General features: G+C 74.7%; 17 protein-coding genes. 5 read left to right on the top strand and 12 right to left on the bottom strand.

Annotated elements, in window-relative coordinates; all coding sequences use genetic code 11:
- Nucleotides 1-21: 21 nt before the first annotated feature.
- Together ACFCX4_RS10005 and ACFCX4_RS10000 are read right to left on the bottom strand one after the other, a co-directional pair.
- Complete coding sequence (locus tag ACFCX4_RS10005; RefSeq protein ID WP_376140291.1) at nucleotides 22-981, bottom strand: asparaginase; 960 nt, start codon at nucleotides 979-981, stop codon at nucleotides 22-24.
- Between the two features lie 77 nt (nucleotides 982-1058).
- Nucleotides 1059-1643, bottom strand: coding sequence for an ABC transporter substrate-binding protein (locus ACFCX4_RS10000; RefSeq protein ID WP_376140289.1), 585 nt, complete (start codon nucleotides 1641-1643; stop codon nucleotides 1059-1061).
- A gap of 524 nt (nucleotides 1644-2167) precedes the next feature.
- Between ACFCX4_RS10000 and dtd the strand changes: the two genes are divergently transcribed.
- Nucleotides 2168-2608: a D-aminoacyl-tRNA deacylase gene (gene dtd, locus ACFCX4_RS09995; RefSeq protein ID WP_376140287.1), complete on the top strand. Its 441-nt coding sequence runs from the start codon at nucleotides 2168-2170 to the stop codon at nucleotides 2606-2608.
- Between the two features lie 43 nt (nucleotides 2609-2651).
- On the opposite strand, the gene ACFCX4_RS09990 is transcribed toward dtd, so the two are convergent.
- From ACFCX4_RS09990 to ACFCX4_RS09980, 3 genes are all read right to left on the bottom strand, one after another.
- On the bottom strand, nucleotides 2652-3614 hold the full coding sequence (locus ACFCX4_RS09990; protein WP_376140295.1) for a YgfZ/GcvT domain-containing protein: 963 nt from the start codon (nucleotides 3612-3614) through the stop codon (nucleotides 2652-2654).
- Nucleotides 3615-3633: 19 nt separating this feature from the next.
- Complete coding sequence (locus ACFCX4_RS09985) at nucleotides 3634-4098, bottom strand: Fur family transcriptional regulator (protein ID WP_376140284.1); 465 nt, start codon at nucleotides 4096-4098, stop codon at nucleotides 3634-3636.
- A 122-nt stretch (nucleotides 4099-4220) separates the two neighbouring features.
- Entirely contained in the window at nucleotides 4221-4823 is a 603-nt protein-coding gene (locus tag ACFCX4_RS09980) for an FABP family protein (protein WP_376140282.1), read from the bottom strand.
- 271 nt (nucleotides 4824-5094) lie between these two features.
- Here ACFCX4_RS09980 and ACFCX4_RS09975 point away from each other — a divergent pair, with 271 nt between their 5' ends.
- Nucleotides 5095-5463, top strand: a complete 369-nt coding sequence (locus ACFCX4_RS09975; protein ID WP_376140280.1) for a DsrE family protein — start codon at nucleotides 5095-5097, stop codon at nucleotides 5461-5463.
- Between the two features lie 56 nt (nucleotides 5464-5519).
- Here ACFCX4_RS09975 and ACFCX4_RS09970 read toward each other — a convergent pair whose 3' ends face one another.
- The 7 genes from ACFCX4_RS09970 to ACFCX4_RS09940 form a co-directional block, all read right to left on the bottom strand.
- On the bottom strand, nucleotides 5520-5792 hold the full coding sequence (locus ACFCX4_RS09970; RefSeq protein ID WP_376140278.1) for a DUF3099 domain-containing protein: 273 nt from the start codon (nucleotides 5790-5792) through the stop codon (nucleotides 5520-5522).
- Nucleotides 5793-5865: 73 nt separating this feature from the next.
- Nucleotides 5866-6156 carry a DUF1416 domain-containing protein gene (locus tag ACFCX4_RS09965; protein WP_030397542.1) on the bottom strand — a complete coding sequence of 97 codons (291 nt, stop codon included), beginning with the start codon at nucleotides 6154-6156 and terminating at the stop codon, nucleotides 5866-5868.
- 40 nt (nucleotides 6157-6196) lie between these two features.
- The gene (locus ACFCX4_RS09960) at nucleotides 6197-7030 is read right to left on the bottom strand and encodes a sulfurtransferase (RefSeq protein WP_376140276.1); all 834 of its coding nucleotides are present in this window, start codon (nucleotides 7028-7030) and stop codon (nucleotides 6197-6199) included.
- A 249-nt stretch (nucleotides 7031-7279) separates the two neighbouring features.
- Nucleotides 7280-7360 carry an Ms5788A family Cys-rich leader peptide gene (locus ACFCX4_RS09955; protein ID WP_350517234.1) on the bottom strand — a complete coding sequence of 27 codons (81 nt, stop codon included), beginning with the start codon at nucleotides 7358-7360 and terminating at the stop codon, nucleotides 7280-7282.
- 226 nt (nucleotides 7361-7586) lie between these two features.
- Nucleotides 7587-8303: a DUF2993 domain-containing protein gene (locus ACFCX4_RS09950; RefSeq protein WP_376140274.1), complete on the bottom strand. Its 717-nt coding sequence runs from the start codon at nucleotides 8301-8303 to the stop codon at nucleotides 7587-7589.
- 249 nt (nucleotides 8304-8552) lie between these two features.
- Nucleotides 8553-10154, bottom strand: coding sequence for a hypothetical protein (locus ACFCX4_RS09945; protein ID WP_376140272.1), 1602 nt, complete (start codon nucleotides 10152-10154; stop codon nucleotides 8553-8555).
- Between the two features lie 5 nt (nucleotides 10155-10159).
- Nucleotides 10160-10459, bottom strand: a complete 300-nt coding sequence (locus ACFCX4_RS09940) for a MoaD/ThiS family protein (RefSeq protein ID WP_376140270.1) — start codon at nucleotides 10457-10459, stop codon at nucleotides 10160-10162.
- Between the two features lie 683 nt (nucleotides 10460-11142).
- Between ACFCX4_RS09940 and ACFCX4_RS09935 the strand changes: the two genes are divergently transcribed.
- The 3 genes from ACFCX4_RS09935 to ACFCX4_RS09925 all read left to right on the top strand — a co-directional run bounded on the left by ACFCX4_RS09935 (nucleotide 11143) and on the right by ACFCX4_RS09925 (nucleotide 14404).
- Nucleotides 11143-11895 carry a response regulator transcription factor gene (locus ACFCX4_RS09935; RefSeq protein WP_376140268.1) on the top strand — a complete coding sequence of 251 codons (753 nt, stop codon included), beginning with the start codon at nucleotides 11143-11145 and terminating at the stop codon, nucleotides 11893-11895.
- Nucleotides 11896-12042: 147 nt separating this feature from the next.
- A complete protein-coding gene (locus tag ACFCX4_RS09930; protein WP_376140266.1) occupies nucleotides 12043-13089 on the top strand; it encodes a LacI family DNA-binding transcriptional regulator in 1047 nt (348 codons plus the stop codon).
- A 94-nt stretch (nucleotides 13090-13183) separates the two neighbouring features.
- A complete protein-coding gene (locus ACFCX4_RS09925) occupies nucleotides 13184-14404 on the top strand; it encodes a S1C family serine protease (RefSeq protein WP_376140264.1) in 1221 nt (406 codons plus the stop codon).
- Nucleotides 14405-14410 lie beyond the last annotated feature (6 nt).

Here is a 14410-nt window from a genome sequence, read left to right as displayed (position 1 = left end):
CCGGCAGCCCGCGGGCGGGGGTCAGAAGGCCGCGCGGACCCCGCCGACCGGGACGCCGCCGCCCAGCAGCGGGGCGGCGCCGATCCGGTCGAGCGTGCCGTCCCCGGTGGTCACCCCGAGCCGGCGCAGCGCGGCGGCCAGCACCGGGCCGCGGGCCCGCTCGGCACCGTCCTCGATCTTGAAGGCGAGTGCCCGGCCGTCCGGCAGGGCCACCACCTGGACGGCCTCGGCGCCCATCTTGGCCAGCGCGCCCGGCACCGCCCGCATCAGCCATGTGTCGGCACGGCGGGTGCCGGCCACGTACTCGGGGTGCGCCCGCATCGCGTCGGCGACCCGGCGCTGCGGGGTGCCGGCCCCGGCCAGCAGCAGCGCCCGGTAGCCGCGGGCCAGTCCGGTCAGGCTGACGGCCAGCAGCGGCGCGCCGCAGCCGTCCACCCCGGCGTGCCCGGCCGGCTCGCCGACGGACTCCTCCAGGGCCTCGCGGGCCAGCCGCTGGATCGGGTGGGCGGGGTCGAGGTAGCTGTCGGTGGGCCAGCCGTTGGCCGCGCAGGCGGCCAGCCAGCCGGCGTGCTTGCCGGAGCAGTCCATCAGGATCGGCTCGCGGTCGCCGCCCCGGCGCAGGTGGAGCTCCGCCTCCACGTCGTCGAGCGGGAGGTCGGCCGGGGTGCGCAGGGCGGACTCGTCGAGCCCCGCAGCGGCGAGGATCCGCCGCACACCGTCAAGATGAAACGATTCTGCGGAGTGGCTGGAGGCCGCCAGCGCCAGCAGCTCCCCCTCGATCGTCGGTCCGGCCCGCAGGGTGGCCACCGCCTGGAAGGGCTTGGCACACGAACGCGGGAAGACCGGGGCCTCCGGCGTGCCCAGCGCGAACTCGACCGAGCCGTCGGCGGCGAGCAGCACCAGCGAGCCGTGGTGCCGGCCCTCGACGAAACCCGAGCGGACCACTTCGGCGAGCACGGGCGGGGCGGCGGAACTGGACATGGCGGAAGCCTTCCGGAGGCGAGGGTGAACCGGGGGCGAGCCGGGCCCGGACCCGCCCCCGGCGGCCCCCGCACCTGTCAGAGCGGGCCGCCCGCGAGCAGGTCGTCGACCCGTGCTTCCCCATCACGGTACCTGCGGGTGATCTCCGCGTTGCAGCCGTCCGCCGTCCTGAGCAGCCGCTGCCGCCGGCCGGACACCTCGCGCTCGTGCGCGCGCAGCCGCTCCAGCGCCGCGAGCAGCTCCTCCGCCGGGTGCGCGCCCAGGTCGGCCAGCTGGACGTCGCCCATCAGCGCGTCCGCCTCCAGCCCGGACCGCTGCCCGCGCGGCGGCCCCAGCGTGACGTGCCGGGCCGAGCGGCGGACGGTGGACGGCACGTCCGCCAGGATGGCCGGCAGCCGCTCCAGCAGGGCGCCGGCCGGCTCCGCCGCGTCCGCGGGCCGGGCCGCGCCGCCGGGCCGGCGGTCCAGCTCGGCCAGCAGGATGTCCATCCGGCCGTGCAGCAGCCGCCGCAGGTAGGAGAGGTCCTCCTCCTGTTCCAGGGTGTCCCGGCGCAGGGTCCGCAGCTGGTCCAGGCCCAGCCGTCCGAGGTCCGGCTCGGGGGCGGCCCCCGGCCCCTCGGGCGGCCGCCCGTAGCGGTCCTGCGCCGTGCCGATCGCGTCCATCAACCAACCCACCTGCCGTCGTCCCGATCCCGCCCGCTCGCGGCACCCCGTCGCCTGCCGCCGGTCCGGCCCGTCAACCTCCGCGCGCACCCGTGACGCACACCCGTCCGGAGGCACGCCCGGACGCCCGCGATGGTTCCCGCCCCCGGCCACGGCCACCCACCGGGGCGACCCGACCAGAACGCCTGACCTACCGGCTCGACCGCCCGGCCGAACCGGGCCCGGCGCGGCGGACCCCGGCGCCCCGGACCTCGGACGCGCCCGGCCGCCCCGTCCGGTGCGGCGGGGTGGTGGAGGCGTCCTCGTACGGTCCCCCAGCGTGCCACCCCGCCCGCCGCCGCCGCACCGCCCGTGCACCCGAACGGCCCCCTGGCGAAGAGGGGTGGCTGATACGACCGAAGCTTTTCGCAGGGAGAGCGGCGCCAAGAGACGCGCAGGCGCACGCTACCCGGCGCGCGCCAGGCCTTCGAGCGCTCCGGGGGGTCCTGCTCACGCCCCCGCCCCCGACCGGCACAATGACCCGCATGCGAGCAGTGGTGCAGCGAGTGACCGGGGCCAGGGTGACGGTGGCCGGGGAGACCGTCGGCGCGATCGAGGGGCCCGGGCTCTGCGTCCTGGTCGGCGTCACCCACGACGACACCCCCGCCAAGGCGGCCCAGCTGGCCCGCAAGCTCTGGACGCTGCGGCTGCTCGAAGCCGACGAGAACGGTGTCGAGCGGTCCTGCTCGGACATCGGGGCGCCGCTGCTGGTGATCAGCCAGTTCACGCTCTACGGCGACGCCCGCAAGGGGCGCCGGCCCACCTGGAACGCCGCCGCGCCCGGAGCGGTCGCCGAGCCGCTGGTGGACGAGGTGGTGGCGCAGCTGCGCGCGCTCGGCGCCGAGGTCGGCACCGGGCGCTTCGGCGCGGACATGAAGGTCTCGCTGGTGAACGACGGCCCGTTCACCGTCCTCGTCGAGGTGTAGCCGCGCCGGCCGGGCGGACCGGCCGGCGCGGAGCGGGGCCGGGCTACTGCGGAACGATCACGTCCTGCGTCCCCGGCACCGTACCGGCCAGCAGCACCGCGTCCACCGGCACGTTCCGCTTCACGACGGCCAGCGCGATCGGTCCCAGCTCGTGGTGGCGGGCCGAGGAGCCGACGAAGCCGAGCGCCCGCCCCTGCGGGTCCGAGGCGAGCCGCACCTCCGCCCCGTGCGGGGGCAGCACCTCCTCGGTGCCGTCCAGGTGCAGGAAGACCAGCCGGCGCGGCGGGCGCCCCAGGTTGTGCACCCGGGCGACGGTCTCCTGCCCCCGGTAGCAGCCCTTCTGCAGGTGCACGGCGCTGCCGAGCCAGTCCACCTCGTGCGGGATGGTCCGGTGGTCGGTCTCGAAGCCGAGCCGCGGCCGGTGGTCCTCGATCCGCAGCGCCTCGTACGCCCAGACGCCGGCCGCCGGGCCGTAGCCCTCCGTCAGCGCCGCGAGGCCGGCCCGCGGCAGGAAGAGGTCCCGCCCGTGGGACAGTTCGCGGACGGCCGCCGCGCCCTCGGCGGAGGCGGTGGAGCCGGCCGGCAGGTGGACCACCGCGTGGTCGGCGGTCACGTCGGCGACCTCGACCCGGTAGAAGAACTTCATGCTCTCCAGGTAGGCGGCCAGCGCCTGCTGGGTGCCGGGCTCGACGTGCACCCAGGTGGTGGTGCCGTCGTCGACCAGGTAGAGGGCGTGCTCGACGTGCCCGTTGGCGGAGAGCACCAGCGCGTCGGTGGCCTGCTGCGGGGGCAGCGCACTGACGTGCTGGGTGATCAGCAGGTGCAGCCAGGCCAGCCGGTCCGCACCGGTGACGGTGAGGACGCCGCGGTGCGAGAGGTCCACGAAGCCCGTGCCCCGGGCGAGGTTCCGTTGTTCCCGGAAGAGGTCGCCGTAGTGGGCGGCGACGCCCTCGTCGGTCCCCTCGGCGGGGACGGCTCCGGGCAGCGCAAGCAGCGGACTCTTCACACCGGTCATACCGGCAAGCTTACGGCTGCTCCGCGGCGCGCCCGGCGGTGCAGTCGGCGCAGCGGCCGAAGATGGCGAAGTGCTTGAGGTCGGTGTCGAAGCCGTGCCGCTCGCGCAGGCTGTCGATCAGCGGCTGGGCGATCTCGGTGCCGGTCTCGGTGACCTTCTCGCAGTCCCGGCAGACCAGGTGCAGATGGTGGTGGCGGCCGGCCAGGTGGTAGGTGGGGGCGCCGTGGCCGAGGTGGGCGTGCGAGACCAGCCCCAGCTCCTCCAGCAGCTCCAGGGTCCGGTAGACGGTGGAGATGTTGACGCCGCTGGCGGTCTGCCGCACGTGGCAGAGGATGTCGTCCGGAGTGGCGTGGTCGAGCGCGTCGACCGCCTCCAGCACGAGCTGCCGTTGCGGCGTGAGCCGGTACCCGCGCTCGCGCAGGTCGGCCTTCCAGTCGCCGGAGAGCTGCCAGTCGGTGGTGCCGGTGTCCGCCACGGTCCTGTCCCTGCCAAACGTCGGGGGTCCTGAACCCAGTGTAGGGACCGGCCCGGGGCCGGTCCCTACCCGTGTACGACCCGGGACGGCGGCCGGACCCGGCGCCGCACCCGCCCGCGGGCCTACTTGAAGAACGCGATGCCGTCGTCCGGCAGGTCGTTGATGTCCTTGACCAGCTGGGCCGGCGAGAGCACCTTGCGCAGCTGCGCGGACATGTACGGACGCAGCGGGACGTTCGGGGCGGCCTTCTCGCCGACCCAGAGCAGTTCCTCGTTGACGAAGCCGTAGAGGCGCTTGCCGCCCGAGTACTCCGGCGAGCCCTCGATCCGGGCCACCGCGTCGGTGGAGACGTCGACCTGCGGCTTGCCGTCGGCCAGCTCGCCGTACCAGATCTCCACGGTGCCGTCGTCGCGGACGGAGGAGATCTCGATCCCGCGGGCACCGCTGGTGCCGTGCTGGTTGCTGGTGATGCGCCAGAAGGCGTGCTCGTTCTCCAGCGGACGGACCTTCTCGCCCTCGCCGTTCAGCACCCAGGTGCGGGAGCGGAACTCCAGGAAGGGCCGTCCGTCGTGGCGGATGACGATCTCCTGGCCGAAGTTGCACTTCTCGGTGCCGGGGTCCCCCTCACCCGGCAGAGGGGCGTACACGCCCGCGCCCTCCCAGGTACCGAGGAGGAAGGCCAGCGGGACGACGTCCCTGTGGAGGTCAGAGGGGATCTCGATCATGTTCCTGGTCGCTGTCGTCGGTGCGGGAGTACTTCAACCGTACGGCAGTCGCTCAGCGCTGGCCCTGGTACAGCTTCATCACGGAGAAGATGGCGAACCAGGTGATCAGCACGGCCATGAGGGCCAGCAGACCGTCGAAGAAGATTTCCAGACCGGACACGGGGGGCTCCCAGGGCGGCGACAGTGTGATGGTTTTGCTGGCGTCACTCTATCCGGCGGGTGCCGACGGGTCTCGGTGAGCCCCACCACGTCGGCGATCTAGGGTGTCGGCATGGACTCGCAGAAGAAGCTCGTCATCAAGGTGACCGCCGGTGCCGACGCGCCGGAGCGGTGCTCGCAGGCGTTCACCGTCGCGGCGGTGGCCGTCGCCAGCGGCATCGAGGTCTCGCTCTGGCTGACCGGCGAGTCGGCCTGGTTCGCCCTGCCCGGACGCGCGGCGGAGTTCGAGCTGCCGCACGCGGCGCCGCTGCCGGACCTGCTGGAGTCGATCCTGGCCGGCGGCACGGTCACGCTCTGCACCCAGTGCGCGGCCCGGCGCGGCATCGAGCAGCGGGACACCGTCGAGGGCGTCCGGATCGCGGGCGCGCAGGTCTTCGTCAGCGAGATCATGGCCGACGACGTGCGGGCGCTCGTCTACTGACGGGGGCGCCCGTCCCCTCCTCGCGGAGGCGCCCGTGACGTGCCGGGTGCCCGCCCCTACGAACGGGGTTCGCGGTCGGGGCGGTCCCGGTCGTGGCCGGGGTCGTCCCACTTCGGGTCCTCCCAGCGCGGGTCGTCCCACCAGTCGTCCCCGGGGTCGCGCCGGTTGGCGAACACCGCCGCGACGGGCGGGATCACCATCGCGACCACGCACATCCCGACCGCCGCCGGGACCGAGAAGAAGCGCACGACTCCCCAGGCCAGGACGAAGAGGCCCAGACAGAGGCCCATCATGGCGAAGTAGTGGCGGCGCCGCCGGCGGGACTGCACCCTTCCACGGTAGGCCGGAGGGCCCCTGCGCGGCAGGGGCCCTCCGGTCGTACAGCCTTCGCGTCGCCGCCGGTCAGACGGCGATGGCGACCTCGGTCAGGTTGCCCTGGGACGCGACCACCTGGCGGTCCACGGTCTGGCCCGGGATGAGCGCCCGCAGGGTCCACTTGCCCGGGCGGGCGAAGAACCGGAACTGGCCGGTCGCCGAGGTGGGCACCTCGGCCGTGAACTCGCCGCCCTCGTCGAGCAGTCGGACGTAGCCGTTGACCGGCTCTCCGTCGCGGGTCACCGAACCCTGGATGATCGTCTCGTTCGCCACGTCAACTCCTGCCAGGTCCGGGCCGCCGGCCTTCGCACCGCACATTGTCCTGTTTCCCTTCTGCCTTACGGGTGGAGCCGGGGGCTCAGTTGCCGAGCTCGATCGGCACGCCGACGAGGCTGCCGTACTCGGTCCAGGAGCCGTCGTAGTTCTTCACGTTCTCCTGGCCGAGCAGCTCGTGCAGCACGAACCAGGTGAGCGCGGAGCGCTCGCCGATGCGGCAGTAGGCGATGGTGTCCGTCGCCAGGTCGACGCCCTCGGCCTCGTACAGGGCCTTGAGCTCGTCGTCGCTCTTGAAGGTGCCGTCGTCGTTGGCGTTCTTGGCCCACGGGATGTTGCTCGCGGTCGGCACGTGGCCGGGACGCTGCGACTGCTCCTGCGGGAGGTGGGCCGGGGCGAGCAGCTTGCCGGAGAACTCGTCGGGCGAGCGGACGTCGACCAGGTTCAGGGTGCCGATGGCGGCGAGCACGTCGTCGCGGAAGGCGCGGATCGACGAGTCGGCGGGCTGCGCCCGGTACTCGGTCGCGGCGCGCTGCGGCACCTCGGCGACCAGGTCGCGGGAGTCCAGCTCCCACTTCTTGCGGCCGCCGTCGAGCAGGCGGACGTCACCGTGGCCGTACAGCTTGAAGTACCAGTAGGCGTACGAGGCGAACCAGTTGTTGTTGCCGCCGTACAGGACGACGGTGTCGTCGTTGGCGATGCCCTTGGCGCTGAGCAGCGCCTCGAAGCCGGCCTGGTCGATGAAGTCGCGGCGGACCGGGTCCTGGAGGTCGCTCTTCCAGTCGATCCGGACCGCGTTGCGGATGTGGTTCTTGTCGTAGGCGGAGGTGTCCTCGTCGACCTCGACGATGACGACCTTCGGGTCGTCCAGGTGGGCCTGGACCCAGTCGGCGTCGACCAGGACGTCGCTGCGGCTCATGGTGATGTTCTCCATCCGGGGGCGGTTGGCGGAAGGTGCTGCTGCTTCGGGTGCTGCTGCTCAGCGGTGGTGCGGGTCGCCCGTCGGCCACCGGTCCGAATTTCTGTCCGAATGGTGGGACGGAAGGCGGTGCACGGGGCGGCCGGGCGGGGAGTTGCGAAGTACGGGGCGACGCCCGGCCGCACGGGCCGGTCCAAGTCACCGGAGAAGATCGGCGGCGGGCGGCAATTGCCCTGCCAAGACGCCGAGTTAACGCATTCGACACAGACAGGCGGCCACGCGGCACAGGTCTACCGCCCGCCGCTTGGTGAGGTCCGTCTGTCGCTTCATGCCGACGATGCTAGGGACACCCGGCGCCCGCTGTCATCAGCGTATCGAATAGCGAGACCAGATGGCTCACATGTTGGGATTTGACCATTTCATGGGCGTCGGGAACCGGCCGGGGCACGAACGGCGGGCGCACGGCCCCGGCCCCGGGAGGCGGTACGGCACCGCTCCGCGGCCGGTACTGGACAGCGCGTCTCGCGGAGCGGAACGGGGAGGGACGGCGACGGGATCAGCCGATGAGCTTGACGCCCTTGCCGTCGAAGGCCAGCCGGAGCCCGTCCTCCTGCGGAGTGACCGAGGACAGGTTCAGCCCGGCGGGCAGCGCCGCGAGGGTGAAGCTGACCGGGTCGAGGGACTGGTCGGCCACCCCGGCCAGCAGGGTGGCCATCGCGCTCAGCCGGAAACCGTCCACCGTCACGGTGTTGCCCTCGCTGCGCACCGCCGCCTCGCCGACCGGGAACGGCCCCAGGGAGGCCTTCACCTTGCCCGGACCGCCGTAGGAGAGGCTCAGCCGGGTGTTGCCGCCGAGCGAGAGCCGGCCCGCGTTCGGCACCAGCTCCGAGGCCGGCGGCATCAGCCGGGACAGGTCCGCGTAGGAGATCAGGCCGGAACCGGTCCCGCGGTCCACGGTGGCGCTGCTCATGTTGCCGCTCACCTCGACCCCGGACAGCTCGGCCCGGAACCCGTGCAGGGCGACCTTGTCCTTGCCCTCGCCGACGGTCAGTCCGTCCGAGGAGATCCGCACGTCGTCCAGCTTCCGGGAGACGACCTGGGTGAGGAACGGGAAGCCCTCGATCGAGACCTCGGGCTTCTGGCTCATCCGGCCGCTCCGCAGGATCTGGTCGGCCGCCTCGTCCTCGGCGACGCCGACGGCGATCCGGTCGGCACCCACCAGCACCCCCGAGAGCACCACCAGGCCGATCGTCGTCTTCAGCCAGCCGCGCATCGCTCTCCCCCGTCGTCGCCGGTCGCCGTCGCTGTCGTTCGCCGCGGTCCGCCGTGGCCCGGTACGCGGCCTCGTCGGTCGTGGCCTCGTCGGTCGTGGGCTCGCCCGTCGTGGCCGCCTTCGTCGTGGCCGCGTCCGGCGGAGCCGGCCGTTCCGGTGCGGCCCCTTCCGCTCGACCGTACGACGTCCCGCCCCGGAGCATGGTTCCGGGGCGGGACGTCGGGGTGGGCCGGGCCCACCCGGCGGCGGTCAGCCGAGCAGCGCGGTGGCGATCCAGACCAGTGGGGCGGACACCGCGAGCGGCAGGGCCACACCCGCCGTCATGTGCACGAACCGGGACGGGAAGTCGTACCCGGCCACCCGCCGGCCGATCAGCGCGCCGAGGCCCGCCGCCACGCCCAGGAACGGCGGGGCGCCGACCGCGAGGCCCAGTCCGGCCGCCGCGAGCAGGCCGAGCAGCGGGCCCAGCCATGCCGGGCCGGGCAGCGGCGCGGCCGCGAGCAGGGTCGCCAGCGCGACCGCCCCGACCGCCGCCGGCACCCGGTCGGCCAGCAGCAGCGTGGTGCAGAGCACCGTCACCACGGTGGCCGAACCGAGCACGGTGAGCGCGTAGAACCGCTCCTTGGGATCCGCCGGCCGGAACGTCTGGAGCACCAGGACCAGCAGGAAGAAGCCGCCGAGCGTGCCGACCACCGCGGCCGTGCCACCGTCCGCGTCGGCCAGCAGCACCGCGACGTCGGCGACCACGCCGGACAGCGCGGCCAGCGCGATGCCCTGCCGGGCCGGCCACATGCCGTTCAGCCGGAACCAGCCGGCCGCCGTCAGGCCCTGGAGCAGGACGAGCACCAGCGCGAGCCCGATCTGGCCGAGTGCCGCGCCGCCGGCCAGCAGCGCGGCGGCGCCGGCGGTGATCAGGGCCGGCTGGAGGCCGGGGTCGTGGATCGGCGAACCGGTCCGGACGGCGGGGGCCGCCGGAGCGGGGGCCGGGAAGGGCTGGGCGGGGAGCGGCGCGGGGGCCGCGGGCGGGAACGGCTGCGGGGCCGGTCCCGCGGGCCCGGCGTGGGCGTTCTGCGCCGCCCGGGCGGCACGCGCCGCGCGGGCGGCGGCCGGGTCGGTCAGCACGGGAGCCGGGGGCTCCGGACGCTTCAGTGTCATGGTCGGCTGGTCCAGCGCCGGGGCCTGCTCCGGAGCCGGGACCGGGGTGGGGGCCGGGGCAGGCGTCGGCGCGTAGGGGCGCGCGTGCGCCCCGCCCCGGTCCCGGAACGGCTGCCGGTCCTGTCCCGGGGCCCGGCTGGGGGCCGGGGCCCCGCCGTACGGCGCCCCGGCGGGGTACGGCGCCCGGGCCGGACCGCGCGCCGGAGCGGACGGCAACGGCCCCGAGGCCGGCACCGGCGGGAGCAGCGCGGTCGCGGCCGCGTCGTCCACCGGCGGCACGGGCGGCAGCACCGCCGTGGCGTCGTCCATCCGCAGCACCGCCGTGGCGTCGTCCACCGGCGGCACCGGCGGGAGGAGCGCCGTCGCGTCGTCCATACCCGGTCCGGCGCCCGGGCCGGCCCCGTACGCCTGCTGCCCGTAGGCCTGCTGCCCGTACGGCGCGTGGCCCGCGCCGGGGGCGTACGGCTGCGCCGCCTGCCCCTGCTGCGCGTAGGGATCCGGCGCGTACGCCTGCTGCGGGGCGTACGGATGGAGGGGCTGCCCGGGCTGCTGCCCGTACGCCTCCTGCTGGTGCTGAACGCCCTGCGGCGGCTGCTGCCCGTACGGGTGCTGCTGCGGATGCTGCTGGTACGGCGGCTGCTGCTGGTCCGGGGGCGGCACCGGCCGGCCCCCGGGGTTTCCGTTCGTTCCGGTCACGCCGCTCACCCGCCCGCGAACGGGGGGAGGACCTCGACGGTGCCGCCCTCGGTGAGGACCACGGCCGCGTGGTCACGGCCGCCCACCGGCGAGCCGTCCACCAGGTAGGAGCAGTGTCCGAGCAGCCGGACCAGCTTCGGCCGGTCCGCGTGCCGCTCCCTGGCGTCCGCCAGTGCCCCGGCCAGGGTCGCCGCCAGGTACGGCTCCTCGGCCAGCCCGGCCTCCGACTTCGCCGCCGCCCAGTAGCGGATCGTCCCGCTCACCCGAACGGCGGCCGCCGGGTCGTGCCCGGTGGTCGCGCCCATGGCAACCCCTTCTCGTCGTCCTCGCCCGGGGCCGGGTGTCCCGGCCGGGTCCACCACCGGCCGCAGCCGCGCCTCGCCCGAAAGGAGTACGCGCACGGTGCCGCCGATGCGCGTCCCATGATGGCGTGTTCGCCCGCACGAGCGGCAATCGCCCTGGCCGGGCGCCCGGCGGCGCCGTCGCGGAGCTGTGGCGGGACTCACCCGGGGCGCGTCCGAAAAGGCCGAACCGCCGCTTTCGAGCCCTCCCGGCGCGCGGGACGGTCGGCTATCCTCGACCCCTGAGGGATCCGGGCAGAGTCGCCCCCGGATCCTTTTGTGCTTTCAGGACGCCAGTACGGACGTCCTTGCGAATCGTCGGCCCACCCCCGGCGCACCGCAGGGACCGCCCCCGCCCCGCGCGGCACAACGACGTGCCGGGACCGGGCCGGGGCGTCGGACGACGCCGGCTCCGGGCCGCCGCCCGGGACGGGCCAGGACCGGAAGGTTCGCGGGATGAGCAGGGCAGAAACGGTGCACCCGGGGTTGCGGGACCTCCGGCACGTGCCCCGCCCCGCCACGCGGCCCGGCGGGTCCACCGCTTCCCACCGGACGTCCGTCTCCTCCCCCTCACCAGCACGTGCGCCATCCGGCTGTGGCGGCGGCCGGACCGCTACCGCGACGACCCGGAAAGGGGACTACCGGGTATGAGTTCTCTGCTCCTCCTCACCAACGCGCTGCAGCCCTCCGCGGAGGTCCTGCCCGCGCTCGGCCTGCTGCTGCACAACGTCCGGGTGGCCCCCGCCGAGGGCGCCGCCCTGGTCGACACGCCCAGCGCCGACGTCATCCTGGTCGACGGCAGGCGCGACCTGCCGCAGATCCGCAGCCTGTGCCAGCTGCTGCGCTCCACCGGCATCGGCTGTCCGCTGATCCTGGTGGTGACCGAGGGCGGCCTGGCCGCCGTCACCGCGGAGTGGGGCGTCGACGACGTCCTGCTCGACACCGCCGGCCCCGCCGAGGTCGAGGCCCGGCTGCGGCTCGCCCTCGGCCGGCTCCAGGTGACCACCGACGACAGCCCGATGGAGATCCGCACCGGCGACCTCTCGGTCGACGAGGCCACCTACTCCGCCAGGCTCAAGGGCCGGGTGCTCGACCTCACCTTCAAGGAGTTCGAGCTGATCAAGTACCTCGCCCAGCACCCCGGCCGGGTCTTCACCCGTGCCCAGCTGCTGCAGGAGGTCTGGGGCTACGACTACTTCGGCGGCACCCGGACGGTCGACGTGCACGTCCGGCGGCTGCGCGCCAAGCTCGGCGTCGAACACGAGGGACTGATCGGCACCGTCCGCAACGTCGGCTACCGCTTCGTCGTCCCCGACAAGGGCGACAAGGGCGAGCGGACCGACCGGAACGACCGCGCCGAGCCGCCCGCCCGGCGCTCTCCGGCGGCCCTGGACGTCTGACCGGACCGGCCGGGCGGCCCCGCGCCGAGCCGCCCCGCCCGGCCTGTCCCGATTCGCCCCGTCCCGTCCGGAGGGCCCCGCCGACAGGCCGTCCTCCGCCGGAGATCCCCACTGCCCGGGCGCACGCCACCCGCGTAGACTCCCCCCGTGGCCAAGGTGACGCGCGACGATGTAGCCCGACTGGCTGGGACCTCGACCGCGGTCGTCAGCTACGTGATCAACAACGGGCCGCGGCCGGTCGCGCCCGCCACCCGTGAGAAGGTGCTCGCCGCGATCGACCAGCTCGGCTACCGGCCGAACAGCGTCGCCCAGGCGATGGCCTCCCGCCGCACCAACCTGATCGGCATGGTCGTCCCGGACGCCCGCCAGCCGTTCTTCGCCGAGATGGCGCACGCCGTCGAACGGGCCGCCTCCGAGCGCGGCAAGCTCGTGCTGATCGGCAACTCCGACTACGTCGACGACCGCGAGGTCCACTACGTCCGTGCCTTCCTCGGCATGCGGGTCTCCGGCCTGATCCTGGTCAGCCAGGGCCCCTCCCAGCGGGCCGCGGAGGAGTTCGCCGCCATGGAGGGGGCGAAGGTCGTCCTGCTGCACCGCCGCCCCGAGGCGATCGACGATGTCGCGGTGGTCACCGACGACGTGGCCGGCGCCGAGACCGTCGTGCGCCACCTGCTGGAGGTGCACGGGCACCCGTACGTGGCGTGCTTCGGCGGCCCGGTCGAGTCCCCCGCCCCCGGCGACCCGGTCATCGACCACGTCGAGGGCTGGCAGCGCGCCATGGACGCGCACGGCCTGCCCACCGCGCCGCACCTCGTCGACGCGCCCTTCCACCGCTACGGCGCGTACGACGTCGCGCTCGGCCTGCTCGGCTCCGCGGACCGGCCCCCGGCGATCTTCTGCTCCACCGACGACCAGGCCATCGGCGTGCTGCGGGCCGCCCGCGAGCTGGGCCTGCGGGTGCCGGAGGACCTCGCGGTGGCCGGCTTCGACGACGTGCCGGAGGCCGCGCTGGCCGACCCGCCGCTGACCACCGTCGCCTCCGACCGCGACGCGATGGCCCGGGCGGCGGTGGACCTGGTGCTGGACGACTCGCTGATGGTGCCCGGCTCGGACACCGAACGGGTCCGCACCTTCCCGTCCCGCCTGGTCGTGAGGCGTTCCTGCGGCTGCTCGCCGGACGGCGCCGGCGCCTAGCCTGACCAGGCTTTATGAGAAGTCAACAGGCTTCTCGGGACCTTCTGAGCGGGCTCTCACCGGATTCTCATCCACCGGGCGGACGTTGGTCGCCATGAGCGATCACCAGCAGTGGCGGCAGCACGACGGCGGCGAGCGGGACGACCGCGAGCCCTTCGACGGCCCGTACGGGACCGGACAGCCCCGGATCGTCCCGGGCACCGTGCTCGGCGGCGGCGTCCACGGGAGCACCGGCTACCAGGACGCCGGACACCAGGAGGCCGGGTACCCCGGTACCGGCGACGGCGACGCGTACGGCGGCGGCGGGTACGGCACCGCCGCCCACCCTGCGGCCGGCACCCCGCCCCCTCCCCCCGTCCCGCCGTTCCCGCCCGGGGCGGACCAGCCCACCGCCTCCCCCGGCGGCCCCGGCCACCGCGCCCGGCGCGGCCTGCTGCGCGGCAGGCTCGCCCTGGTCACCGCCGTCGCCGCGATCGCCGCCGTCCTCGGCGGGGTCACCGGCGGCCTGGTCGCCGCCCGGGACCACGGCTCCGCCGGCCGCACCGGCGTCCTCGCCGGCCCGGTCGCCGCCCGTTCCGACGGCAGCGCCGACGTCGCCGCCGTCGCGGCCGCCGCGGCGCCCAGCGTCGTCCAGATCACCGTGCAGACCGGCAGCGGCAGCGCCACCGGCACCGGAGTCGTCCTCACCGGCAACGGCCAGATCCTCACCAACTACCACGTGGTCTCCGGCGCGGCCGGCGGCGGCCGGATCACCGTCACCTTCCACGACGGCTCCACCGCCCGCGCCACCCTCACCGGCACCGACAAGGCCCTGGACGCCGCCGTCATCACCGCGGGCGACGCCAAGGGCCTGACCCCCGCCACCCTCGGCGACTCCGCCGGCGTCGCGGTCGGCGACCCCGTCGTCGCCATCGGCAACCCCGAGGGCCTCACCGGCACCGTCACCTCCGGCATCATCAGCGCCGAGCACCGCGAGGTCACCGTCCAGCTCGACGAGGGCACCACCAGCGGCAACGGCGGCTTCGGCTTCCCCCAGCTGCCCGGCCTGCGCGGCAGCACCCCGCAGAGCGGCGGCGAGACCACCACCTACCAGGCCTTCCAGACCGACGCCGCGCTCAACCCCGGCAACTCCGGCGGCCCGCTGATCGACGCGAGCGGGAAGGTCATCGGCATCAACTCCGCGATGTACTCGCCGAGCGGCTCCAGCGCCACGGCCGGCGGCAGCGGGGCCGGCAGCGTCGGCCTCGGCTTCGCCATCCCGATCGACGACATCAAGCAGGTGCTGCCGAAGCTGCAGTCCGGCCAGAACGTCTGACCACGT

It is taken from the genome of Kitasatospora sp. NPDC056327, from assembly GCF_042261735.1.
In the GTDB taxonomy this organism is placed as follows: Bacteria; Actinomycetota; Actinomycetes; order Streptomycetales; family Streptomycetaceae; genus Kitasatospora.
The sequence above is the reverse complement of the archived record's forward strand: the minus strand, read 5'-3'. Positions and strand labels throughout refer to the sequence as shown.

Excerpts from the sequence above, each read along its gene's own strand:
- ACFCX4_RS09925 (WP_376140264.1), top strand. The coding sequence starts at position 13,184 with ATGAGCGATCACCAGCAGTGGCGGCAGCACGACGGCGGCGAGCGGGAC.
- ACFCX4_RS09935 (WP_376140268.1), top strand. The coding sequence starts at position 11,143 with ATGAGTTCTCTGCTCCTCCTCACCAACGCGCTGCAGCCCTCCGCGGAG.
- ACFCX4_RS09940 (WP_376140270.1), bottom strand. The coding sequence starts at position 10,459 with ATGGGCGCGACCACCGGGCACGACCCGGCGGCCGCCGTTCGGGTGAGC.
- ACFCX4_RS09950 (WP_376140274.1), bottom strand. The coding sequence starts at position 8,303 with ATGCGCGGCTGGCTGAAGACGACGATCGGCCTGGTGGTGCTCTCGGGG.
- ACFCX4_RS10000 (WP_376140289.1), bottom strand. The coding sequence starts at position 1,643 with ATGGACGCGATCGGCACGGCGCAGGACCGCTACGGGCGGCCGCCCGAG.
- ACFCX4_RS09955 (WP_350517234.1), bottom strand. The coding sequence starts at position 7,360 with ATGAAGCGACAGACGGACCTCACCAAGCGGCGGGCGGTAGACCTGTGC.
- ACFCX4_RS09975 (WP_376140280.1), top strand. The coding sequence starts at position 5,095 with ATGGACTCGCAGAAGAAGCTCGTCATCAAGGTGACCGCCGGTGCCGAC.
- dtd (WP_376140287.1), top strand. The coding sequence starts at position 2,168 with ATGCGAGCAGTGGTGCAGCGAGTGACCGGGGCCAGGGTGACGGTGGCC.
- ACFCX4_RS09960 (WP_376140276.1), bottom strand. The coding sequence starts at position 7,030 with ATGAGCCGCAGCGACGTCCTGGTCGACGCCGACTGGGTCCAGGCCCAC.
- ACFCX4_RS09980 (WP_376140282.1), bottom strand. The coding sequence starts at position 4,823 with ATGATCGAGATCCCCTCTGACCTCCACAGGGACGTCGTCCCGCTGGCC.
- ACFCX4_RS10005 (WP_376140291.1), bottom strand. The coding sequence starts at position 981 with ATGTCCAGTTCCGCCGCCCCGCCCGTGCTCGCCGAAGTGGTCCGCTCG.
- ACFCX4_RS09965 (WP_030397542.1), bottom strand. The coding sequence starts at position 6,156 with ATGTGCGGTGCGAAGGCCGGCGGCCCGGACCTGGCAGGAGTTGACGTG.